Raw genomic sequence first — 23,182 nt, 5'->3', positions numbered from 1 at the left:
GATAATAGCAGGATCGCCGGTTTTGGCCCTATTGCGGCGATTTGGTCTCGGATTTGCTGTTAATCAGCCAGACGCCGAACAGAATAAACAGCGTGCCCAACGTTTTCAGCAGCGTAGCGGATTCGTTAAACCACGGCAGGATCACCGCCGCCAGGTAAACCAGCGCATAGCTGACGCTCAGCAGAGGATAAGCGCGGTTTAACGGCAGATGGCGCAGCGCAAAGAACCAACACAGCATCGACAGCGCATAGCCAAAGATGCCGCCGCCCACCGCCAGCAGCGGCAGCCAGTAGTCGCCGATCAGCGTCAGCGAGACGTCGGCGAACGACATCAGCGGGATCTGAACCATGCCCCACTTCATCAGCAACTGCGCCAGCGTCACCAGCAGTACGCTGGCAGCGCCCCAGGCATAGCCCTTCATGAATGCACGCTCATCAGCAGGATCCCCAGCATAATCGACGCCACGCCACACCAATGGCGCGCGGTCGTCGGCTCATGAAACAGCCAGCGCGCGGCCAGCGTCACCATCACGAAGTTAAGGCTGAGCATCGGGTAAGCCAGGCTGAGCGGCAGGCGTTGCAGCACATTGAGCCACACCGCCATGCCCAGCCCCAGCAACAGCACCGCCAGCGCCAGCCAACGCAGCGTCTGCTTGAGCCGCGCCTCGTCCGCCCGTTCCCAGCAGTGCGCCGCCTGCTTCTGGCACAGCTGCCCACCACAGGTGAGCAGACTGACCACTATCACCAACAGAAAACCGATCATGGTTGCTGTTTATACCACATCAGCACCAGACGGTTCATGCGATCCACCTTGTCTGCGGCAGGCAGTTCCTGCGGCAGCGCTTCGCCGCGGGAGAGCTGCAACACCAGCGACACATTCCCCTGCTTGCGCGCCTGCGCCAGCCACTGCGGGAAGTCGGCGTCGCTGATCAGGTGCCCTTTGGCGTCCGGATACTCCAGACCATAGGCCACCTCGCCTTTCTGGCTGTACATCAGCACGTCGCTGCGCTTGAGTTCCCAGGCCAGGCCGGCCGCCACCCCGACGCTGTCGGTCAGCACGTAACGGCTGTCGCCCAGTTCGGCCATCGTGGCGCGGGCGAAGTTCTGCGGCAGTTTGGAATCGGTCACCTGCTGCGGAATCGCGTAACCGATCACCAGGCACAGCAGCACCGGGCAAGCGGCCGCCCAACGCCATTGGCGGCCGTTATCGCGCGCGGAGACCAGCGCGAACAGCAGCCAACCGCCGAACGCGATCAGGCCGAGTACCACTTTCGGCCACTCCTGCGGAGTAAACAGATGCGCTTTCGGCAGCAAACCGGAGCTCAACACCACCAGCGCCACGATGCCAATCAGCCCGAACAGGCCGTTCAGCCAGGCGTTGGCCTTAAACAGCCTGGCGCGCAGCGTGGCGGCATAGTCTTCCGCATAGGCGGTCATCAGCAGCGCCAGCGGCGCCATGCACGGCAGAATATAGGTCGGCAGCTTGCCTTTGGCGATGCTGAAGAAGATCAGCGGCATCATCGCCCAGCTCAGCAGGAAGAACAGCTCCGGGCGCTGCACGCGTTCGCGCCAACCTTTGAGCAGCGCGCCGGGCAGCAGCGCCAGCCACGGCAACACCGCCGCCAGCAGGATCGGCAGGTAATACCAGAATGGCGCCTTGTGCTGGGCGTTATCTTCGGCGAAGCGCTGAATGTGTTCGACCCAGAAGAAGTAATTCCAGAAATCGGGCTCACGTTGCGCGATCGCCAGCGCCCACGGCAGGCTGAGCAATGTGGCGGTCACGATCGCCACCGGGCCGTAGCACAGCAGATCCTTGATGCGACGTTGCTGAATGACAATCGGGATCACCGCAATCACCGGCACCGCCAGCGCTAGGAAGCCCTTGGTCATAAAGCCCATGCCGCAGGCCAAGCCCAGCAAGGCGTAGGCGCCCAGCTTGCCTTTGACCGAGGTGGCTTTCAGCGTCAGGTAATAGCTGACCATTGCCGCCGCCAGCCACAGCGAAATCATCGGATCCAGCACGCTGTAAGTGCCGATGCTGAACACCAGCACCATCGACAGGAACATCAGCATCGCCAGGCTGGCGCGGCGCGCATTGCGCCACATCAGCATCGCCAGCGCGAACACCAGCAGCGCGGTCATGCCGGTGCTGAACACCGAGCCGAACCGCACCGCAAAGTTGTTTTCCCCGAACAGCCACTGGCTGATGTTATTAAACCAGTATCCCGCTACCGGCTTCTCGAAATAGCGCAGCCCCAGCAGGTGCGGCACCACCCAATCGCCGCGTTGCAGCATTTCACGGCTGATCTCGGCATAACGCGTTTCATCCGGCTGCCACAGCAGGCGACCGTTAAGCGGGATCAGATAGACCAGAGCAAAAAAAACGGCCAGCAGAATGGCCCAGGATCCTTTTAGCGCCTTCATGTAACGTCCTTCACATCGGTTTGACAGCCCAGCCAACCTTCGCGGCCGGGGAAAGGAGCGCGCTTGATGCGGCCCAACGGCAGTGACGCCAAATCTTGCGGTAACAGCGCGCTCAGCGGGCAGAATTCGATGCCCTGCTGCCGTGCGCGTTGCAATAACTGTTCGAACATCGCCGCTTGCGACATGCCTTCCACTTCGGTGTGAATGGTGTACACCGGTACGCCGCGATCGTTCTCGATGGCGCGCAGAATGTAGTCGTTAAAGTCGGCCATGCTGACTTCGCTGCCGATCACTTCGTCGAAGGTCGGCAACGTCACCGGGATCTGCACCGTACCGTGACGCCCGTCGCTCAGCACCGGACGGAACGGATGGGTGCCGCGGCAATCGCTGTTGTAATGGAAGCCGAAGCGCTGCTTGACCTCCAGCACGCGCGTGTCGGCACGCCACCCTGCTACGGCGGAGCATTTCACCGGCTGGCCGGTGCTGGCGCTCAGGGCATCGACGCCCCGCTGCACCTGTTCGGTCAGCTGCGCCTCGCTCCATTTGCCGACGTTGGCCTGCCATCCCTGGTGATCCCAGGCGTGCAGCCCGACTTCATGGCCGGCTTCGGCGGTGCGCTTCATCAGCGGCCCCAGCGCGCGTGAAATGTTGCGCCCCGGCCACGCGGTGCCGGCCAGCAGAATATCCAGGCCGTACAGCGAAGCGGCGTTCGAGCGCAGCATTTTCCACAGAAATTTCGGACGCAAAAGGCGCCAAAGATGGCGCCCCATGTTGTCCGGTCCCACGCTGAAGAAGAAGCTGGCCTGAATGTCGTACTTTTCGAACAGGTCCAGCAACTGCGGCACCCCTTCACGGGTGCCGCTGAAGGTATCTACATCAACCCGCAGACCGACTTTCTTCATGCATCGTTCCCTTCCTGAACGGTAGTGCGCAGGAAGTAGTCCAGCGTATCGGCGACGGTTTGCTTCATCTCGATGGTCGGCTGCCAGCCCAGCAGGCGGCGCGCGTTCTTGATGCTCGGCGTGCGGTGCTCGACGTCCTGGTAACCTTTACCGTAGTAGCTGCTGCTCTCCACGTCCTTGAAGCCGGCAAACGGCGGGAAGCGGTCGCGCAGCGGGTGGTTGTTGAAGCTTTCCAGCAGCATTTCCGCCAGCTCACGAATGCTCGCTTCGTTGGTCGGGTTGCCGATGTTGACGATCTGGCCGTCACACAGGCCGTCGCGGTTCTCAATGATGCGGAACAGCGCTTCGATGCCGTCGTTGATGTCGGTGAAGCAACGCTTCTGTGCGCCGCCGTCCATCAGTTTGATCGGCGAACCTTCTACCAGGTTGAGGATCAGCTGGGTGATGGCGCGGGAAGAACCGATGCGCGCGGCGTCCAGGTTATCCAGACGCGGCCCCATCCAGTTGAACGGACGGAACAGCGTGAACTTCAGGCCTTCTTTGGCGCCGTAAGCCCAGATCACCCGATCCAGCAGCTGTTTGGAGACCGAGTAGATCCAGCGTTGTTTGTTGATTGGCCCGACGATCAGACGCGAATGGTCTTCATCGAACTCTTTGTCGTCGCACATGCCGTACACTTCGGAGGTGGACGGGAAGATGATGCGCTTGTTGTATTTCACGCAGTCGCGAACGATCTTCAGGTTCTCTTCGAAGTCCAGCTCGAACACGCGCAGCGGGTTACGGGTGTATTCGATCGGCGTCGCGATCGCCACCAGCGGCAGCACCACGTCGCATTTCTTGATGTGATACTCGATCCACTCGGAGTGGATGCTGATGTCGCCTTCCACGAAGTGGAAGCGCGGGTTGTCGAGGAAGCGGCTGATGGCGTCAGAGCCGATATCCAGACCGTAGATGTCGTAACGATCGTCGCGCAGCAGACGCTCGGTCAGGTGGTTGCCGATGAAACCGTTGACCCCGAGGATCAGCACGCGGGTGCGGCGTTTCATCACGGCGTTAGGCTTGGCGGCCAGACGCACGTCGGTGACGATGCCCATTTCCTGCGCCAGGCGGCTGCCCTGCACGTACAGGCCACTTTCGTTCTGCCCGGCGACGATTTCCAGCGCGCCTTCGCCACAGGCGATGACCAGCGGGGCGGTGCTCAGCACGGTGCCCGGTTGTTTATCGTGTTGGGTATCCAGCACGCGGGAACGCCAGACGATCAGCTTGCGCTGGCCGAGGTAGCTGAATGCCCCCGGGTACGGTTCAGTGACGGCGCGCACCAGGTTGTTGATCTCTTTGGCGGATTTGTGCCACAAGATCTCGCCGTCCGCCGCGGTGCGGCGCCCGAAGTAGCTGGCCTGAGACTCATCCTGCTTGGTAAAAGTGGCGGTGCCGTTCTTCAGCTTCGGCAGCTGCTCTTTCAACACGGCCTGTGCGGCTTCCAGCACTTTTTTGTGCAGCGTCAGCGCGGTGTCGTTGTCGGCGATAGCCACTTTCTGCTGGCCCACAATGTCGCCGGCGTCAGGGCGTTTCACCATTTTGTGCAGGGTGGCGCCGGTTTCGGTTTCGCCATTCACCAACGCCCAGTTCACCGGCGCGCGGCCACGGTAGCGCGGCAGCAGCGAACCATGCAGGTTGAAACCGCCCAACGGGGCCAGCGACAAGATCTCGTCGCTCAGCATGTGACGATAGTAGAACGAGAAGATCACGTCCGGCTGCAGTTCGCGAATGCGATCAACCCACAGCGGGTGGTTCACGTCTTCCGGCGCATAGACCGGCAGATCCAATTCGGCGCCCAAACGGGCCACGGAGGAGAAGAAGTTGTTCTCACCTGGGTCGTCGGTGTGCGTGAACACAGCCTGCACGTCATAACCCGCCTCAGTCAGCGCTTTCAGACCTGCGCAGCCAATATCATGGTAAGCAAATACAATAGCTTTCATCATTCTTCTTCCTGAGTATTGTGGTCTTGCTGTACGCCGACCACTTTCTGAACAAAATAGCGAGGACGTGCGCGCACGTCGGTATAGATGCGGCCGATGTATTCACCCAGTAGCCCCATGCCGACAAACTGGGCGCCGATAAAGGTGAACAGGACGGCGAAAAGCGTGAACACGCCGCCGGCGGCCCATTCAGGACCGAGCAGCAGACGCAGCGCGATCAGCACCAGCGCCAACACGAACCCGGACAGCGCCACGATGCTGCCGACCACGCTGAGCAAACGCAGCGGCGTAGTGGTCAGACAGGTGATCAGGTCATACATCAGGTTGATCAGCTTCATCAGGCTGTATTTGGAGTCGCCGAACTCGCGCTCGGCGTGACGCACGTCGATCTCGGTCGTGCGACGGGCGAAGGTATTCGCCAGGATCGGGATGAAGGTGCTGCGCTCATGGCAGTGCAGCATCGCCTCAACGATATGACGACGGTAGGCGCGCAGCATGCAGCCGTAGTCCCCCATCGATTTGCCGGTGGCGCGTTGAATCATCATGTTGATCACGCGCGAAGCGCTTTTGCGGAACCAGGAGTCCTGACGGTTGGCGCGCACGGTGCCCACCACGTCATAGCCCTCTTCCGCCACGCTGACCAGCCGAGGGATTTCCTCCGGCGGGTTCTGCAGATCGGCGTCAAGGGTAATCACCAGATCGCCGGTCACCTGATTGAAACCGGCCATGATCGCCGAATGTTGGCCATAGTTGCGGTTAAGCAGGACGGCAATCACGTGACTGTCCGGCTTTTCGGCCGCCGCGGTCAGCATGTCAGCGGAGTTGTCGCTGCTGCCATCGTCGACGAGAATGATTTCATAAGGTTGGGATAACTGCTTACAGGCGGCGGTAGTGCGCTCCAGCAACGCAGGCAGGCTTTCCTGCTCGTTGTATACCGGGATGACTATCGACACTTTTTTGATCGGTTCAACGCGAGACACGTAAAGACTCCACAACAGAAGACAAGGCATTGACCACGCGATCCACATCGGCGTCGGTCATGTCAGGGAATAGCGGTAAGGTGCACAGCCGCGCCGAGTTCCATTCGGTATTCGGCAACGACAGCTGCGGATAGCGCTCACGGTAGAATTTCTGGGTGTGCGCCGCACGGAAATGCAGCCCGGTGCCGATGCCAACCTCTTTCAGGCGCTCCATCAGCTGGTCGCGATCGAGGCCGCAGCGCTCGGGATCGACGCGCACCATAAACAGGTGCCAGGCGTGGTCATGCGGATAATCCGGCACGCCCAACGGCTGGAACGGCGAGCCTTCCAGCGCGCTCAGGTAGCGCTGCGCCAGCGCCTTACGGCGCGCGTTCAGCTCGGCGAAGCGCGACAGTTGCACCACGGCGATCGCCGCGTGAATGTCGGACAGGTTGTATTTGTACCCCGGCTCCACCACTTCGGCCTGCGGTTTGCGGCCCAGCTGCTGGCGATCGAAGGCATCGACGGCCAGGCCGTGGAACTTCAGGCAACGCAGGCGATCCGCCAGCGCATCGTCGTCGGTGGCGATCAGGCCGCCTTCGGCGCAGGTCACGTTCTTAATCGCGTGGAACGAGAAAATCGCCGTGCCGCGCGCGCCGACCCATTCGCCGTTGTAACGCGTGCCGACCGCATGGGCGGCGTCTTCGATTAACGGCAGACCATGGCGTTCGGCCACGGCGCGCAAAGCGTCCATCTGCAGGGGGGCGCCGGCATAATGCACCGGAACAATCGCTTTGGTTTTCGGGGTGATGGCAGCCTCAACGTCGGCGGCGCTGACCATCAAGGTCTCACGGTCAACGTCGATCATTACCGGCGTAGCGCCCAGCAGTTCGATCATGTTGAGGGTGGAAACCCAGGTTTGGGAAGGGGTGATGACTTCATCGCCGGGCCCCACGCCCAGCGCCATCAAAGTGATGTGCATGCCCGCTGTGGCTGAACTGACGGCGATGGCGTGCTTACAGCCGAAGGTGGAACAGAAGTCGCTTTCCAGTTGCTGATTTTGCGGGCCGGTGGTGATCCAACCGGAACGCAACACTTTCTCTACCGCGGCGATTTCTTCATCGCCGATGGCTGGACGAGAGAAAGGTAAAAATTGATCCATAGTTAACCCCAAACGTATCGAACTGCTTTTGATGACACTGTAAATCCCTTTCGTTTAACGAATATTAAACGCCAGAGAAGAATCGTTTCCGTGGATTAACTGCCAATGTAAGGCCGCAAGCTTAACTAAACCTTAAGACGAGACTTGTCATCAGTGGGAGAACTGATAGGAAGGTGCCGTCATCATTAATTTAATTTTATTATGTAAATCAATTTCTTATATTTTTTAATAATTACTTACGTATTTTATTTTTGCCGAATCAAGCGTAGCACGTCATCGACGTTTTTCAAGAAAATCGGTATGAAAATGAGAGACCGCACAATATTCGCCGATGCTTATCTGACTATTTATATTCACTATGTTTAGTTTCCGTTTACGTTGCGCCCCGCCGACCGGGTTAATTAAGCCGTGCGGGTCATGATCCAACGCTGGTCCCCGACCCATTGCAGCTGGAAATCCACTTCATAAATCTGCGACAGCAGCGCGGGCGCCATCACTTCACGCGTGACGCCCTGCGCCACCAACCGGCCGGCATGCAGCAACCAAACCCGATCGGCCTGCTGCAGGGTGTGATTCAGATCGTGCGCGCATACCAGCGCGCTGCGCCCGCTCTGGCAGAATTCGCGCAGCAGGCGATCCAGCGCGACTTTCTGCGCCACATCCAGGCTGTTGGTCGGCTCATCCAGCAACAACAATCGGCTGTGCGGATTGACGCTGGGCCACACCTGCAGCAAGACCGCCGCCAGCCGCACCCGTTGCCATTCTCCTCCAGAAAGCTGCGTCAGCGTGCGTGACAGCTTATCCACCAGCTTCAACCGCCGGCACAGATAGAGGATGGCGTGCTCCACATCGGTTTGCGTCGCCGCCGCAGGCCGGTGCAGCGCCAAATACTGAAACACCGGCATCAGCGACACCGGCGGCTGTTGCTGGCTGAGGTAACCGCGCCGGGATGCCAGTTCGCTCCCCGGATAATCGGAGAGCGCGCGTCCGTCCAGACGAACCTCGCCCAGCCCCGGCAGCATGCCCGCCACCCGCGCCAGCAGAGTGCTCTTCCCGGCGCCGTTTGGGCCGATCAGGTGAACCTGCAACCCGCCGTCAATCTGTGCCGAAAAAGGCGCCAGGCGCCCCGCCACCCCAACCTCAACGAGTTGCAGCATCCGTCTTACCCTGCCAGCGCTTGTTTCACCGCCGCCACCAGCGCCGGATCTTCCGGCGTGGTGTCCGGCGAGAAGCGCTGGATCACCGTGCCGTCGCGCGCGATGAGGAATTTCTCGAAGTTCCACAAAATATCGCCGGCGTGCTTCGGCGCACGCCCTTTGCTGGTCATCCGCGCCAGGAACTCGCTGCCCTGCGGCGCGACAGCAGCCGGCTGCGCGGCAATCAGCGCCTGATACAGCGGATGACGGTGTTCGCCGTTCACCTCAATCTTGGCGAACATCGGGAATTGCACGCCGAAAGTGCCGCGGCAAAACGCCAGGATCTCTTCGTTGCTGCCCGGTTCCTGCCCCAGGAATTCATTGGACGGGAACCCCAGCACTTCCAGCCCCCGATCGCGATAGGTTTCGTACAGCGCTTCCAGCCCTTCATATTGCTTCGTCAGGCCGCACTCCGAGGCCACGTTGACCACCAGCAGCACCTTGCCCTGATAGGCCCCCAGCGTGGTAGCCTGATTTTCGATGGTCTGTAACGGCAGGTTATAAATTGGATTGCTCATCGGTTGTCATCCTGTAGTTTTTTAATGGCAGGTGAATGAAGAAAACTACCTTACGCCTTTTGCCCGGGTCAGTAACCAGATAAATAGCGGCGCTCCCAGCGTAGCGGTCACCACGCCGATCGGCAGTTCGGCCGCCAGCAGCGCAACGCGGGCGATCACATCGGCCACCAGCAACACGCCGGCCCCCGCCAGCGCGCAGGCCGGCAACAGATAGCGTTGGTCGGTCAAACCGGTGAGCCGCAAAATATGCGGGATCACCAGCCCGACGAAGCCGATCACTCCGGCGAGCGCCACGCTGACGCCCACCAGCCAGCCGATCGCCAGCACCAGCAGGTTGCGCCACAGATGCAGCGACAGCCCGAGCTGCCGCGCCTGCACCTCGCCCAGCGCCATCAGGTTAAGCGCTCGCCCCTGGCCGCACAGCCACAGCAGCACCGGCAGCAGCGCCAACACCAGCCACTTTTGGCGCCAGTCGACGCCGCCGAAGCCCCCCATCATCCAGTACATCAACTGCCGCAGATCGAGGCTGGTGCTGAAATAGACCGCCCAGGTCATCAGCGCGCTGCACACGATGCCCAGCGCCACTCCCACCAGCAACAGCCGCGCATTGGTCAGGCGGCGCCGGCGAGCGAAGCCCAGCAGCAAGAACGTCATCGCCAGCGCGCCTGCTATCGCGGCGGCGCTCATCAGCGCTACCGGCAGCAAACCGTGGCCCAGCAGCACCGTCAGCACCAGCGCGACGCCGGCGCCGTTCGCCACCCCCAGCAGGCCAGGTTCCGCCAACGGGTTTTCAAACAGCGCCTGCATCACCGCCCCGGCTACCGCCAGGGCTGCGCCGACCAACATCACCGCCAGCGCACGCGGCAATCGCAGTTGCCAGACGAACAGCTGCGCCCGATCGCTGAACCATTCTGACGGCCATATCCATCGATCGCCGGCGCAAAGGCTAAACAGCAATGCCAGCACCACACCCAGCGCCAACAGAATGACCTGGCGTTTATCGCGGTAACGTTGATGTTGCAACAGTAAGGTGAAGGTACGGCTGGTTGGCATGGCGCGGCGATTCCCTGCCGGCCGCTGTCGTGGCCGGATAATTGACGTCTGAGTCAAATATTAGGGGGTTAACGCCGCAAGGGGAAGCCTTGCGTAAGCGATGGCGCAGGAAAGCAGCGGCTGGCCCTGCCCGTCATCGCCAGGATGATGGCAAAACCAGCCGCCGATAAACTCAGGGGTTAACGATGCTGACCGGGGTTGCCCTGCGGATAGGGCCGGCCACGGCCATCATCGCGCCGGTCATGGTCGCCGCGATCGTCATGGCGGCCATCATGATCACGATTATCGCGATCGCCGTGGAAAGGATTGCCGCTGCGCGCCGGCTCGCGATGCTCATAGCCACGCGGCGGCGAAGGCTGCCAGCGCCCGCCGTCCCAGTACAGGCCGCGCGCATTTCGCTCCCCCAAACCGCGGCCCTGGTGTGCATGCCACCATTGCGGGGGACGCCAGTCGTAGCCATCCCAGTAGTAACCACGGCGGTCCTGATCCCCCAAATGCAGGGAAACGCCCGGCACGTTGATATCGACGGAGACATCGGCCTGTGCCGCCAGCGGCAGCAACAGAGGGAAACACACCAGCAACAGGATCTTTTTCATTTTGCCTTCTCACTCTATTTTTCTTGCTGCAGTGGTTATATCAGTGCGCTTATTTAGCGACTATCTCACCGGTGCCTATTTTCAGATCGTTTTCGACGGCCTTACACAATCCCGACACTGTTTGCCGACGTCTTTAATTATTATTGCCTCTGCCAAGGCTTAACGAATAACTGACATCGCTTAAGCGGCGCGACAATGATAATTAAACGGATCCCCACCGGAGGATAATAAGATGATTAAACGACTCGGTATGCTGCTGGCCGTGGTCGCCCTGGCCTCAACCCTTAGCGCCTGTTGCTGGGGCCCTCACGGAGGCGGCGGCCACCGTGGCGATGGCCCTGGCCATTATTACGGCCGTTATTGAAGTGAGAAATAAAAACCACGCATTACATGAAATAAGATATAAGAACATTCCGCAATTAAGGGCAATAATTTTCGCCGTGCCGACTTAACGGCTCAATGGAATCATGTCTTATCGATTAGGAATAAACTGAATTTTGTCCCAGAAAAGAAAAAGGCCGCGCAAGCGGCCTTTTTTGATGTCACGTCACTCACCCTTTCGGGCTGGCGTTTTCTACCCGGCTTTTCAGCTTCTGCCCCGGACGGAAGGTCACCACGCGGCGCGCCGTAATCGGAATGTCTTCGCCGGTCTTCGGGTTACGCCCCGGACGTTGGTTCTTGTCACGCAGATCAAAGTTGCCAAAACCCGACAGTTTTACCTGTTCGCCATTCTCAAGGGCCCGACGGACCTCTTCAAAGAACAGTTCCACCAGGTCTTTGGCGTCCCGTTTGCTAAGCCCAAGCTTCTCAAACAGGTGTTCTGACATTTCAGCTTTAGTAAGCGCCATAGGTTCAATCCCTCAAGGATGCTTGGAATCGCTGTTTTAGAGCCTCTACGCATTTTGCAACGGTAGCGGCTATCTCCTCTTCTTCCAGTGTACGAGCGGTATCCTGCAATACCAGACTGATAGCCAGGCTCTTGTCACCTTCTGCCACGCCCTTGCCACGGTACACGTCAAACAAGTTTACGCCAACTACCTGATTTGCGCCAACTTTCTTACACTCGGCCAAAATATCTTCTGCGGGGACGTTTTCAGCCACCACAATGGCGATATCACGGCGGTTTGCCGGGAAGCGCGAAATCTCCCGCGCCTGAGGCACGGCGCGGCTCGCAAGCTTGTTCCACTCCAGTTCAAACACCACGGTGCGGCCGTTAAGATCCAGTTTACGTTCAAGTTCCGGGTGAATCACACCGATGAAACCAACGCGTTCGCCGTGCAAATAAATCGCCGCACTTTGCCCTGGATGCAGGGCCGGATTGGCTTCCGCCCGGAACTGAATTTCGGATAATTTACCGGTCAGCTCGAGGACAGACTCCAGATCCCCTTTTAAATCATAGAAGTCGACGGGCTTGCGCGCCAGATCCCAATGTTCATCGTGCGTATGGCCGGCGATCACGCCCGCCAGCATGACGTCCTGACGGATCCCCAGATCTGCCGCACTATCAGGCACAAAGCGCAGGCCGCTTTCGAACAGGCGCAGGCGCGTCTGCTGGCGGTTCTGGTTGTACACCACCGCGGACAGCAAACCGGTCCACAGCGACAGACGCATCGCCGACATTTCGACCGAAATCGGGCTCGGCAGGATCAGCGCTTCTTCATTCGGGTGCAGCAGCGCCTGCACTTTCGGATCGACGAAGCTGTAGGTGATCGCTTCCTGATAACCGTGATCGACCAGCATGGTCTTCACGCGCTTGAGCGTCAGATCGGCTTCGCGATGCTGGGTCATCACCAAATCGGCGCGCACCGGCACATCCGGAATGTTGTCGTAGCCGTAAACGCGCGCCACTTCTTCCACCAGATCCTCTTCGATCTCCATATCGAAACGCCAGCTCGGCGCGACCGCTTGCCAGCTGTCGCCCTGTTCGGTCACCTGGCAACCCAGGCGGCGCAGAATGTCGCTGACCTGCTCGCTCGGCACCACGTGGCCGATCAGGCGATCCAGCTTCTCGCGGCGCAGCGTGATGGTAGCGCGTTTCGGCAGTTCGTTCTCGTGAGTCACGTCGATAATCGGGCCTGCCTGGCCGCCGCAGATGTCGAGCAGCAGGCGCGTGGCGCGCTCCATGGCTTTGTACTGCAGCGCCGGATCGACGCCGCGCTCATAGCGGTGAGAAGCATCGGTGTGCAGGCCGTGACGGCGCGCGCGGCCGGTGATCGACAGCGGGCTGAAGAAAGCGCACTCCAGCAGCACGTCCTGGGTTTCGCCGTTGACGCCGGAATGCTCGCCGCCGAAGATGCCGCCCATCGCCAATGCTTTTTGGTGATCGGCGATCACTAAGGTGTCGGCGTTCAGTTTGGCTTCGTTGCCGTCCAGCAGCGTCAAGGTTTCCCCTTCTTCCGCCATGCGCACCACGATGCCGCCGTCGATGCGGCTCAGATCGAAAGCGTGCATCGGCTGGCCAAGTTCCAACAGCACATAGTTGGTGACGTCGACGACGGCATCGATAGAACGGATACCGCAACGACGCAGTTTTTCACGCATCCACAGCGGGCTTGGCGCCTTGACGTCGATGCCTTTCACCACGCGGCCCAGATAACGCGGGCACGCCTGCGGCGCGTCAACGCGGATCGGCAGCGTGGCGTCAATCGTCGCGGGCACCGGGCTCATGTCCGGCTCGGTCAGCGCAACCTGGTTCAGTACGCCCACGTCACGCGCGACGCCGATGATGCCCAGGCAGTCGGCGCGGTTCGGGGTGACGCTGATCTCGATGGTGTTGTCGTTCAGTTTCAGATAGTCACGGATGTCGGTGCCGATCGGCGCATCCAGCGGCAGTTCGATAATGCCGTCATGATCGTCGGAAATGCCCAGTTCGGAGAACGAACACAGCATGCCTTCCGAAGGTTCGCCGCGCAGTTTGGCGGCCTTGATTTTGAAATCGCCCGGCAGCACCGCGCCCACGGTGGCGACCGCCACTTTCAGGCCGGTGCGGCAGTTCGGCGCTCCGCAGACGATGTCGAGCAAGCGATCGCCGCCCACGTTAACTTTAGTGACGCGCAGTTTATCGGCGTTCGGGTGCTGACCGCACTCGACAACCTCACCCACCACGACGCCGTTAAACGCGCCGGCAACCGGATCCACGCCGTCCACTTCCAAACCGGCCATGGTGATTTGATCGGATAATGCTTCGCTGCTGATGGCCGGGTTTACCCACTCGCGCAACCAGAGTTCACTGAATTTCATGTGATATTCCCGCCTTACTTAAACTGTTTGAGGAAACGCAGATCGTTTTCGAAGAATGCGCGCAGGTCGGTGACGCCGTAACGCAGCATCGTCAGGCGCTCCATGCCCATACCGAAGGCGAAGCCGGAGTAAACTTCCGGATCGATGCCCACGTTGCGCAGCACGTTCGGATGCACCATGCCGCAGCCCAGCACTTCCAGCCATTTACCGTTTTTACCCATCACGTCCACTTCGGCGGACGGCTCGGTGAACGGGAAGTAGGACGGACGGAAACGAACCTGCAGGTCTTCTTCAAAGAAGTTATTCAGGAAATCGTGCAGCGTGCCCTTTAGGTTGGTGAAGCTGATGTCTTTATCGACGATCAGCCCTTCCATCTGGTGGAACATCGGGGTGTGAGTCTGATCGTAGTCGTTACGATAAACGCGGCCCGGCGCAATGATGCGGATTGGTGGCTGCTGGTTCTTCATGGTGCGGATCTGCACGCCGGAGGTCTGAGTGCGCAGCAGGCGCGTAGCGTCGAACCAGAAAGTATCGTGGTCGGCGCGCGCCGGGTGATGCCCTGGAATGTTCAGCGCGTCGAAGTTATGGTAATCGTCTTCAATCTCCGGGCCGGTAGCGACGGAGAAGCCCAGCTCGCCGAAGAAGGTTTCGATGCGGTCGATGGTGCGGGTCACCGGGTGCAGGCCGCCGTTTTCCATGCGACGGCCCGGCAGGGAGACGTCGATGGTTTCAGCCGCCAGGCGCGCGTTCAGCGCGGCGCTTTCCAGCGCGTTCTTGCGCGCGTTCAGGGCGTCTTGCACCTCTTGCTTGGCCTGGTTGATCACCGCGCCGGCCGCCGGACGGTCTTCCGCCGGTACGTCGCGCAGAGACTGCATCTGCAAGGTGAAATGACCTTTCTTGCCAAAATATTCGACGCGCACCAAATCTAACGCGGCAACATCCTGGGCATCTTCTACGGCTGCCTTGGCATTGGCAACCAGCTCTGCGAGATGTGGCATTGCTTTCCTCTTCCTCTGGCCGGGATGGCCCTAAGTAATTGTTATCTATTATTCGAACACGCCTTTGAGCAATCTTCAAAGACTTTTCAATGCGTTGCCGGCCAGGCGGCTCGCCTGCGCGGCGCAGGGCCGGCTGAGTACCCGCCGTTCTCACCGCAACGCTTTGCAAGGCGGGACGATGGCCAAAAACAAAAAAGCCTCCACGAGGGAGGCTTAGGCGCTACTTTTCGTTTCTTTTCTTACGCGCAAAGCCTCCTGAAATCAGGCGCTAAAGTAAAAAAAGAAACGAAAAATAGCTGCGTGCATGATTGCGGTACCTTGTCGATGATTGTCCACCAGTGATATAGCGGCGGGCAATGAAAGTCAATATTTGTCGCTGAAAACAAAGATTAAAAGAGGGAGCAAGCTCCCTCTTCTACTGACTTACGCCAGAGCTGCTTTCGCTTTCTCAACCAGTGCGCCGAAGGCCACTTTGTCGAAGACTGCGATGTCAGCCAGGATCTTACGGTCAATTTCGATCGAGGCTTTTTTCAGGCCGTTGATGAACTTGCTGTAAGACAGACCGTTCTGACGAGCAGCTGCGTTGATACGTGCAATCCACAGCTGACGGAACTGACGCTTACGTTGACGACGGTCACGGTAAGCATACTGACCTGCTTTGATTACTGCCTGGAAGGCAACACGATATACGCGCGAACGGGCACCGTAGTAACCTTTCGCCTGCTTCATGATTTTCTTGTGACGTGCGCGTGCAATTACACCACGTTTTACGCGAGCCATATGCTCTCTCCTAAAGTCTTATTCTAAATTCAAAAAAAATGGCTTATGCGTACGGCAGGCACGCGGTAACCAGGACCAGATCGTTTTTAGACACCATGCCTTTCGGACGCAGGTGACGTTTACGCTTGGTTGCTTTTTTGGTCAGAATATGACGCAGGTTGGCATGTTTACGCTTAAAACCACCGCTGCCGGTTTTTTTGAAGCGCTTGGCTGCACCACGTACAGTTTTAATCTTTGGCATTTTAATTAAATCCACTTCGCATTGTTAAACAACGAATCAGTTGGGCGAATAAAACCCACACAGCGCAAGCGCCGCGCGGGTTCCATTACTTGTAAGCCTTACTGTTTCTTCTTAGGAGCGAGCACCATAATCATCTGGCGGCCTTCGATCTTCGTAGGGAAGGACTCGACCACTGCCAGATCCATATCTTCACACAGGTCTTTACGGACGCGGTTAAGCACTTCCATGCCGATCTGCTGGTGCGCCATCTCACGCCCGCGGAAACGCAGGGTGATTTTGGCTTTATCGCCATCTTCCAGAAAGCGAATCAGGTTGCGTAGTTTGACCTGATAGTCGCCATCATCGGTGCCAGGACGGAATTTGATTTCCTTAACCTGGATAACTTTTTGCTTCTTCTTCTGTTCTTTCGTCGACTTGCTCTTCTCGTAGAGGAATTTGCCGTAATCCATGATTCGGCAAACTGGCGGTTCGGCATTTGGGCTGATTTCTACTAAATCAACGCCCGCTTCCTCAGCTTTTTCAAGAGCTTCATTCAGACTGACAATACCAATCTGCTCGCCATCGACGCCGGTTAGGCGAACTTCTTGCGCGCGAATTTCTCTGTTAATGCGATTAGGACGCGCCGGTTGAACTCGTTTTCCGCCTTTAATACTTTATTCCTCCAGTTGATGAAGACTACGGCTGCGAATCTCTTTCAGCAGCTTGTCTACGACTTCGTTTACGTCCAGACTTCCCAAGTCTTTGCCACGGCGGGTACGAACGGCAACTTTGCCTGCTTCGACCTCTTTGTCACCGCACACCAACATGTAAGGGACTCGACGTAAAGTATGTTCGCGAATTTTAAAGCCAATCTTCTCATTTCTCAAGTCCGCTTTCACGCGAATACCTGCATCCTGCAGTTTTTTGGTCAATTGCTGGACGTAATCAGACTGGCTGTCGGTGATATTCATCACCACCACCTGCACCGGAGCGATCCAGGTCGGGTAGAACCCGGCATATTCTTCGGTAAGGATACCGATGAAGCGTTCCATGGAGCCCAAAATGGCGCGGTGAATCATTACCGGCACGACGCGATCGTTGTTTTCGCCAACGTACGATGCGCCCAAACGGCCCGGCAAGAAGAAATCGAGCTGCACGGTACCACATTGCCATGCGCGATCCAAACAATCATGCAGGGTAAATTCAATTTTCGGTCCGTAGAAGGCGCCCTCGCCCGGCTGGTACTCGAACGGAATGCCGTTCTCGGTCAGCGCGGCGGCCAGGTCTTCTTCCGCACGGGTCCACATGTCGTCGGTGCCGATGCGTTTTTCCGGGCGCGTGGACAGCTTGACGGCGATCTTGTCGAAGCCGAAAGTGCCGTACACGTCATAGACCATGCGAATGCATTCGTTCACTTCGGCGCGCACCTGCTCTTCGGTACAGAAGATGTGGGCGTCATCCTGCGTGAAGCCGCGCACGCGCATCAGGCCGTGCAGGGAACCCGAAGGCTCGTTGCGGTGGCAGCTGCCGAATTCGCCCATGCGCAGCGGCAAATCGCGGTACGACTTCAGGCCCTGGTTGAAGATCTGCACGTGCCCCGGGCAGTTCATCGGCTTGATGCAGTATTCGCGGTTTTCCGACGCGGTGGTGAACATGGCGTCTTTGTAGTTTTCCCAGTGGCCGGTTTTTTCCCACAGCACGCGGTCCATCATGAACGGACCTTTCACTTCCTGGTACTGATACTCTTTGAGCTTCATGCGCACGAAGGCTTCCAGCTCGCGGAAGATAGTCCAACCGTCGTTGTGCCAGAACACCATGCCCGGCGCTTCTTCCTGCATGTGATACAGGTCGAGCTGTTTGCCGATCTTGCGGTGATCGCGCTTGGCCGCTTCTTCCAGGCGTTGCAGGTAGGCGTTCAGCTGCTTCTTGTCTGCCCAGGCGGTACCGTAGATACGCTGCAGCATTTTGTTTTTGCTGTCGCCGCGCCAGTAAGCGCCGGAGGTTTTCTGCAGTTTGAAATGGTGGCAGAAACGCATGTTCGGCACGTGCGGGCCGCGGCACATGTCGACGTATTCTTCGTGGTGATACAGGCCCGGACGATCGTCATGGCTGATGTTCTCATCCAGGATCGCCACTTTATAGATTTCGCCGCGCTCAGCGAAGGTGTCGCGGGCTTCTTGCCAGCTGACCTTCTTCTTGATGACGTCGTAATCCTTATCGGCCAACTCGTGCATCCGCTTTTCCAGCAGATCCAGGTCTTCCTGCGTCAGGGTGCGGTCGATATCCACGTCATAATAGAAACCGTTGTCGATCACCGGACCGATCGCCATTTTGGTATCCGGCCACAGCTGCTTGATCGCATGACCCAGCAGGTGCGCGCAGGAGTGGCGCATGATTTCCAGACCGTCTTCGTCTTTGATGGTGATGATGGCCAGCTGCGCATCTGATTCGATCAGATCGCCGGCGTCGACCAGCTCGCCGTTGACACGGCCGGCGATACAGGCTTTCGCCAGGCCAGGGCCGATATCGCGCGCGACATCCATCGGGGAAACGGGGTGGTCGAAATGACGCTGACTTCCGTCAGGAAGGGTAATAACAGGCATTAATAATTCCTTATCTACAGTGGTGACCCACACGACAGATCACATGCAGTACGAAAATTGGATTTTGGGTTTGGTCAGCCAGGTTTCAGATCTCGCCCACAATTGCCAGATTGAAACCTCACTGGGTATACAGAATGGAACGCATACCTTCTCAGCCGCATTCGGCTAAGCGAATAGTATCACTAAAATTGTTCCGGATAAATAAAGCGCCGCCGCCCTCACACTTTCGCTCTATCCGGCGCAAACACGCCTTTCAGGTAGCTAAGGGTGGCCAGCAGGCACAGGCCGTAGCCCAGCAGTTCGCATCCCTCTTCCACCATGTTTTTCACCACCCGGTTGTAACCGTCCAGCATCAGCGTTTGCCACAGCGCGCTCATGCCGAACAGGCGTGAAAACACCAGGATGCACAGCAGGCCGGCGCACATCATGCCGTAGCCGGGGTGCGACACGATATAGACCAGGCCGCGCGCCGTAGCCGCAATATGCCTTGCGGCATGCCACAGACAGGCCAAGGCGACCGCCAGCGCGAACCACACCCAGGCGCCGTGCCACAACGCATCGAAAGCGAAGTCCATCTCGCGGATCAGCATGCAGAGAAAGAAGCCGCCAACCAGCAGCCAGGCGGAACGACGCTCGGCCTGTCGCCGAGCCGCGGCGAAGAAACCGCCGGAGATGGCGAGCAGCAACAGCTCCTGCGCCGCTTCGGTCAACGAGGTTTCATGCACGAAGTTATGCAGCCAATGCACATCGATAAACACCAGGCCGACCAATGCCGCCATGAAGGCGGCGGAAAGCGCGAATGCGCCGATTTTCCCCAGTAAAATATGCAGTTCTTGTTTCATAATCACACTCATTATTATTTACAGCGCATCTATGGTATCCACCTGTTCTCAGGGATCGTGGCAATTGATGCCTAATGCCCTGCGCCGCGCGAAAGGTGGTCGTTAATTACGCCGAAACAATAAAAAACCCCGGCACCTGGGCCGGGGTAAGGCCAGTCTTTCCTGGCAGTCACTTCATCGTCGTCAGTATTCCAGGCTCTCATCCCTATATCATCGAGACGCGCAAAGGAGCCTGAAGATTACGCCTGCGCAGGTGATACCGCGATACGGTGGACATTGGTGTTAACGCCCCACAAGCCGGCCAACGCACTGACCACTGCGCCAATCAACAGCGCAAAGAACGACCACAATGCGGCCCGCGACAATTCGTCCGCAGCAGCGGCAGCCTGTTCGCGCGCCTTCTGTTTCAGCTCCACATACTCCTGTTTTGCCTGATTGATTTTTGCTTCGGCGTCATCCAAACGCTGATTAACCAGCTGCGCAGTTTTATTTTTGGCTTCGACCAAATTCTTCACCGTCTGGTCCACTTCCTGCGGCGTCATATCGGTATTTTCCGCCAAGGCCTTTTTCAGGGCGTCTTGATCCACATCTTGCGAGATGGCCTCACCCTGTTTTTTAAGCTTGGCGACCAGTTGATTAATAATGGCGTCGCTATTGTCAGGCTGAAGTGCCAGAGCTTTTACTGCGTCCGCCAAATCAGTTTTGGCCGCATTCAACTGCTGTTGCATGAATTCAGGCTGCAATGACGGGATACCGCTTTTTTTAAGCGCCGTAACCACATCGCCTTGCAGCTGTTCAGGTTCCAAGGTTGTGTCAATGCCCAACTTGTCAAACACTTTACCGCCGGCGTCCGCCAATCCGGATGCCCCTTTGCCAATCGCTGAACCGGCGCCGGAGAGCAAGCTGCCGGAGGTCGAAGCGATAGCGCCCAGCGCATTGCCGGTCGCCTTCACGGCAGACCCGACCAGCATCCCCCCCAGCACCGCCGCCACAATCAGTGAGGTCGCCCATACCAGGAAGCCATGAATAAGTCCGTCATTAGCAGCCAAACGCCCGGCAATAAAAGCGCCGGCGGCCAAACTAATAATGATTGAAACAGCGGACCAAATCACTACGGTGGTACCGGCGCCGTTTATCGGATCGTCTGATGTCGGATCCACGATGGAGAATCCAAGACTGGTGCCTAACGTCGACAGCAACAGTGAAACAGCCAATACGGTGATCACGCCGCCGATGACGCTGCCCCAGGAGATTTTTTTCGCCGCTACCCATTCTTTTGCCACTTCCATAGTAAAACTCCTTTTAAGTTTACGATTATAAAGAAATGCCAGAAAGCCTTACCATTATAGACTCGCCTCATCAATCAGGCGGTTAAAGGGTGAAAACAGTTAAAAATAATTAATGATAATGACATCAGACGTGCGTTTACTTTCAGCGGCGCTACGCTGACAGACCGCCTTAGCGTCACTATTCTTACGCTATCCACCAATGAACAAGGTCTTAGCGCACAACATGAACCGGTTACTCGCAGTCCTCGTCGTGCTATGCGCGGTATTAGCGACGCTGTATGGGCGAGTGCATTTTGGCGCACGTTCGGTGCCGCGCGCGATTGCGGTCAACGAGGCGCCGCTGGGGTGTGAGGATGAACCTGAGCTCGCCGGCGAGTGCGGCGATGACGAAGAGGCTCCCGCCGACGAATTTCGCCGGCCGGCGACGCTGAACGCCCGGGCCGACGGTTAATTAACGTTACGAGCTATCCCCATTGCCGCCAGGCGTACGGCAGGCTAGGCTGTTCAGCTCATGGGCCGCCGTTTGGCGGCTTGAACGTTGCACAGGGAGTCTATTTTATGACGGGTATTTTGCAGTTATTCCAGGCCATCGGACTGGGTTTGGTGCTGCTGTTGCCGCTGGCCAACCCGCTGACCACGGTGGCGTTGCTGCTCGGGTTGTCCGGCAATATGACGCGCGAAGAGCGTAATCAGCAGTCGCTGATGGCCTCGGTTTATGTGTTCTGCATCATGACGGTGGCGTTTTACGCCGGGCAGGTGGTGATGAACACCTTCGGCATTTCGATCCCCGGCCTGCGCATCGCCGGCGGCCTGATCGTCGCCTTCATCGGTTTTCGCATGCTGTTCCCGCAGCAGAGCCCCGAAGACGCGCCGGAGGTGGAGAGCAAGTCGCACGAGCTGCGCCACAAGACGTCGGCCAACATCGCCTTCGTGCCGCTGGCCATGCCGAGCACTGCCGGGCCGGGCACCATCGCGATGATCATCAGCTCGGCGTCGAGCGTCAAAGCGAACTCGCTGGGCTTTGAACCCTGGGTGTTGGCCGTGGCGCCGGTCGCCATCTTCCTGACGGTCGCGGTGATCCTGTGGGCCTGCCTGCTCAGTTCCGGCGCCATCATGCGGTTGGTCGGGAAAAGCGGCATCGAAGCGATCTCGCGCCTGATGGGCTTCCTGCTGGTGTGCATGGGCGTGCAGTTCATCATCAACGGCGTGCTGGAGATCATCTCCACCTATACACCGGCCGCCGCCTGACCATGAAAAACGGGCGCGACATCGCGCCCGTTGCCGTTATTTCCCCGCCGGCGCCTGCGCGCCCAAAATGCCCTTGCCTTCCGGCACTTCGGTAAAGCGACTGAGGATCTCGCTGTAGGTCTTGGCCGGATCCAAATCCGGGAACTGCGCCGGATAGATAAACTTCGCCAGATACTCCAGCCCGACGATGTTGTACGGGTGGTTGTAGAAGTTATGGTAGATGCCGTAGAACCGCCCTTCCTTCACCGCCGACACCTGCGAGAACCCCGGGCGCTGTTTCATGCGGTTGAAGGCCTCATCCACCTGCTGCTGCGTCACGCCATAGCCGAACGGCACCGCGGCGTTAGTCTTGCTGGCCCACTGCGAGCCGGAAACGATGTAGGCATCCGGTTTCATGCTGATCACTTTTTCCAGCGCCACGTCGCCGGTCGCACCCGGCAGCAGCGCAGAACCGATGTTGCGCGCGCCGACCGCTTCGACCAACGCGCCCCAGCCGACGTGCGCATGGGTGAAGCAGCAGGATTCCAGGCCATTCAGACCGGCCTTGGCTTCGAAGAACACCAACGGTTTGGGTGCCACCGCCTGCGTTTTGGCCAGAATGGCCTGATAATGCTGCTGATAATAATCGGTATATTGCTTGGCTTCGCTTTCACGGTTGAGGGTTTCCCCCAACAGCGTCACGCTTTTCGGCGTGTTTTCCACCGGTTTGAGCATGGTATCGATAAACAGCACCGGCACGTTCAGCGCCTTCAGCTTATCCAGCACGCCGGTTTGGCTCAGCGAAGGCTTGGAGCGCAGTTGGGCGATCATCAGATCGGGGCGCTTGGCGATCACGCTCTCCAGATTCACTTCGCCTTTATCGCTGAATCCCATATCGATGATGTTTTTCGCCGCCGGCCATTTGCTCTGCAAGATTTCCCAGGTCGCCGCGTCGCTTTTCTTCAGCAGGTTATTCCAGGCCACCAGCCGGCCGAACGGGTTGGCGCGATCGAGCAGCGCCAGCGTGAGAATGTCGCGCCCGTCCTGCACCACGATGCGTTTCGGCTCCTGCTGGAGGGTGACCGTCTGGCCGGAGGTGTCGGTCAGGGTCAACGGATAGGTAGTGGCCATCGCCGGAGAGGCGAGTAAGGCGGCGCAAACCAGCGCCGGCAAAGTGATTCGACGGTGCACGAAA

General features: G+C 58.5%; 24 protein-coding genes and 1 other annotated feature. Of the genes, 2 read left to right on the top strand and 22 right to left on the bottom strand.

Features of this window, described 5'->3' with window-relative positions; genetic code table 11:
• Positions 1-28: 28 nt before the first annotated feature.
• From arnF to ACMGG9_RS09935, 21 genes are all read right to left on the bottom strand, one after another.
• Positions 29-421, bottom strand: a complete 393-nt coding sequence (arnF, locus tag ACMGG9_RS10035) for a 4-amino-4-deoxy-L-arabinose-phosphoundecaprenol flippase subunit ArnF (protein ID WP_033642888.1) — start codon at positions 419-421, stop codon at positions 29-31.
• Positions 418-762, bottom strand: coding sequence for a 4-amino-4-deoxy-L-arabinose-phosphoundecaprenol flippase subunit ArnE (arnE, locus tag ACMGG9_RS10030; protein ID WP_033642887.1), 345 nt, complete (start codon positions 760-762; stop codon positions 418-420). Before arnE ends, arnF begins: the two co-directional genes overlap by 4 nt.
• On the bottom strand, positions 759-2,423 hold the full coding sequence (gene arnT / locus ACMGG9_RS10025) for a lipid IV(A) 4-amino-4-deoxy-L-arabinosyltransferase (RefSeq protein ID WP_033652452.1): 1,665 nt from the start codon (positions 2,421-2,423) through the stop codon (positions 759-761). The genes arnE and arnT overlap by 4 nt, the downstream gene beginning before the upstream one ends.
• Entirely contained in the window at positions 2,420-3,325 is a 906-nt protein-coding gene (gene arnD, locus ACMGG9_RS10020; protein WP_033652453.1) for a 4-deoxy-4-formamido-L-arabinose-phosphoundecaprenol deformylase, read from the bottom strand. The genes arnT and arnD overlap by 4 nt, the downstream gene beginning before the upstream one ends.
• Positions 3,322-5,304 carry a bifunctional UDP-4-amino-4-deoxy-L-arabinose formyltransferase/UDP-glucuronic acid oxidase ArnA gene (arnA, locus tag ACMGG9_RS10015; protein WP_033644264.1) on the bottom strand — a complete coding sequence of 661 codons (1,983 nt, stop codon included), beginning with the start codon at positions 5,302-5,304 and terminating at the stop codon, positions 3,322-3,324. Before arnA ends, arnD begins: the two co-directional genes overlap by 4 nt.
• The gene (gene arnC, locus ACMGG9_RS10010; protein ID WP_033642884.1) at positions 5,304-6,284 is read right to left on the bottom strand and encodes an undecaprenyl-phosphate 4-deoxy-4-formamido-L-arabinose transferase; all 981 of its coding nucleotides are present in this window, start codon (positions 6,282-6,284) and stop codon (positions 5,304-5,306) included. The genes arnA and arnC overlap by 1 nt, the downstream gene beginning before the upstream one ends.
• Positions 6,271-7,425, bottom strand: coding sequence for a UDP-4-amino-4-deoxy-L-arabinose aminotransferase (gene arnB / locus ACMGG9_RS10005; RefSeq protein WP_047026209.1), 1,155 nt, complete (start codon positions 7,423-7,425; stop codon positions 6,271-6,273). Before arnB ends, arnC begins: the two co-directional genes overlap by 14 nt.
• A 401-nt stretch (positions 7,426-7,826) precedes the next feature.
• The gene (gene btuD, locus ACMGG9_RS10000; protein WP_046898513.1) at positions 7,827-8,582 is read right to left on the bottom strand and encodes a vitamin B12 ABC transporter ATP-binding protein BtuD; all 756 of its coding nucleotides are present in this window, start codon (positions 8,580-8,582) and stop codon (positions 7,827-7,829) included.
• A gap of 5 nt (positions 8,583-8,587) precedes the next feature.
• Positions 8,588-9,139 (bottom strand): glutathione peroxidase, encoded by a 552-nt coding sequence (locus tag ACMGG9_RS09995; protein ID WP_033642881.1) that lies wholly within the window; start codon positions 9,137-9,139, stop codon positions 8,588-8,590.
• 45 nt (positions 9,140-9,184) lie between these two features.
• Positions 9,185-10,192: a vitamin B12 ABC transporter permease BtuC gene (btuC, locus tag ACMGG9_RS09990; RefSeq protein WP_033652456.1), complete on the bottom strand. Its 1,008-nt coding sequence runs from the start codon at positions 10,190-10,192 to the stop codon at positions 9,185-9,187.
• A 179-nt stretch (positions 10,193-10,371) separates the two neighbouring features.
• Positions 10,372-10,788: a DUF2502 domain-containing protein gene (locus ACMGG9_RS09985; RefSeq protein ID WP_047026211.1), complete on the bottom strand. Its 417-nt coding sequence runs from the start codon at positions 10,786-10,788 to the stop codon at positions 10,372-10,374.
• Between the two features lie 551 nt (positions 10,789-11,339).
• Positions 11,340-11,636 carry an integration host factor subunit alpha gene (ihfA, locus tag ACMGG9_RS09980; protein ID WP_004931414.1) on the bottom strand — a complete coding sequence of 99 codons (297 nt, stop codon included), beginning with the start codon at positions 11,634-11,636 and terminating at the stop codon, positions 11,340-11,342.
• A 4-nt stretch (positions 11,637-11,640) separates the two neighbouring features.
• The gene (pheT, locus tag ACMGG9_RS09975; RefSeq protein ID WP_414162131.1) at positions 11,641-14,028 is read right to left on the bottom strand and encodes a phenylalanine--tRNA ligase subunit beta; all 2,388 of its coding nucleotides are present in this window, start codon (positions 14,026-14,028) and stop codon (positions 11,641-11,643) included.
• A 14-nt stretch (positions 14,029-14,042) separates the two neighbouring features.
• Complete coding sequence (gene pheS, locus ACMGG9_RS09970) at positions 14,043-15,026, bottom strand: phenylalanine--tRNA ligase subunit alpha (RefSeq protein WP_004931416.1); 984 nt, start codon at positions 15,024-15,026, stop codon at positions 14,043-14,045.
• 187 nt (positions 15,027-15,213) lie between these two features.
• Positions 15,214-15,336: a sequence feature (Phe leader region), on the bottom strand.
• The gene (pheM, locus tag ACMGG9_RS09965; RefSeq protein WP_121626058.1) at positions 15,288-15,332 is read right to left on the bottom strand and encodes a pheST operon leader peptide PheM; all 45 of its coding nucleotides are present in this window, start codon (positions 15,330-15,332) and stop codon (positions 15,288-15,290) included. Its footprint overlaps the feature before it by 45 nt.
• Before the next feature lie 113 nt (positions 15,337-15,449).
• Positions 15,450-15,806, bottom strand: a complete 357-nt coding sequence (gene rplT / locus ACMGG9_RS09960; RefSeq protein WP_004931417.1) for a 50S ribosomal protein L20 — start codon at positions 15,804-15,806, stop codon at positions 15,450-15,452.
• Between the two features lie 43 nt (positions 15,807-15,849).
• Positions 15,850-16,047 (bottom strand): 50S ribosomal protein L35, encoded by a 198-nt coding sequence (gene rpmI / locus ACMGG9_RS09955; RefSeq protein WP_004931418.1) that lies wholly within the window; start codon positions 16,045-16,047, stop codon positions 15,850-15,852.
• Positions 16,048-16,145: 98 nt separating this feature from the next.
• Positions 16,146-16,697 carry a translation initiation factor IF-3 gene (gene infC, locus ACMGG9_RS09950; protein WP_048233542.1) on the bottom strand — a complete coding sequence of 184 codons (552 nt, stop codon included), beginning with the start codon at positions 16,695-16,697 and terminating at the stop codon, positions 16,146-16,148.
• A 3-nt stretch (positions 16,698-16,700) separates the two neighbouring features.
• Complete coding sequence (gene thrS / locus ACMGG9_RS09945) at positions 16,701-18,629, bottom strand: threonine--tRNA ligase (protein WP_025159696.1); 1,929 nt, start codon at positions 18,627-18,629, stop codon at positions 16,701-16,703.
• A gap of 218 nt (positions 18,630-18,847) precedes the next feature.
• On the bottom strand, positions 18,848-19,471 hold the full coding sequence (locus ACMGG9_RS09940) for a hypothetical protein (RefSeq protein ID WP_047026212.1): 624 nt from the start codon (positions 19,469-19,471) through the stop codon (positions 18,848-18,850).
• 239 nt (positions 19,472-19,710) lie between these two features.
• Complete coding sequence (locus ACMGG9_RS09935; protein ID WP_108680603.1) at positions 19,711-20,760, bottom strand: YrzE family protein; 1,050 nt, start codon at positions 20,758-20,760, stop codon at positions 19,711-19,713.
• A 199-nt stretch (positions 20,761-20,959) separates the two neighbouring features.
• Here ACMGG9_RS09935 and ACMGG9_RS09930 point away from each other — a divergent pair, with 199 nt between their 5' ends.
• Positions 20,960-21,211 (top strand): hypothetical protein, encoded by a 252-nt coding sequence (locus ACMGG9_RS09930; RefSeq protein WP_154231732.1) that lies wholly within the window; start codon positions 20,960-20,962, stop codon positions 21,209-21,211.
• A gap of 107 nt (positions 21,212-21,318) precedes the next feature.
• Positions 21,319-22,008 carry a MarC family NAAT transporter gene (locus ACMGG9_RS09925; RefSeq protein WP_033652461.1) on the top strand — a complete coding sequence of 230 codons (690 nt, stop codon included), beginning with the start codon at positions 21,319-21,321 and terminating at the stop codon, positions 22,006-22,008.
• Positions 22,009-22,044: 36 nt separating this feature from the next.
• Here the strand turns inward: ACMGG9_RS09925 and ACMGG9_RS09920 are convergent, their stop codons facing one another.
• Positions 22,045-23,178: an ABC transporter substrate-binding protein gene (locus ACMGG9_RS09920; protein WP_047026214.1), complete on the bottom strand. Its 1,134-nt coding sequence runs from the start codon at positions 23,176-23,178 to the stop codon at positions 22,045-22,047.
• Between the last annotated feature and the right edge of the window lie 4 nt (positions 23,179-23,182).

It is taken from the genome of Serratia sp. BNK-10 (assembly GCF_047456065.1).
Taxonomy (GTDB): domain Bacteria; phylum Pseudomonadota; class Gammaproteobacteria; order Enterobacterales; family Enterobacteriaceae; genus Serratia; species Serratia ureilytica.
Note: the sequence above shows the minus strand (reverse complement) of the source record. Positions and strands in the feature narration are given on the sequence as shown.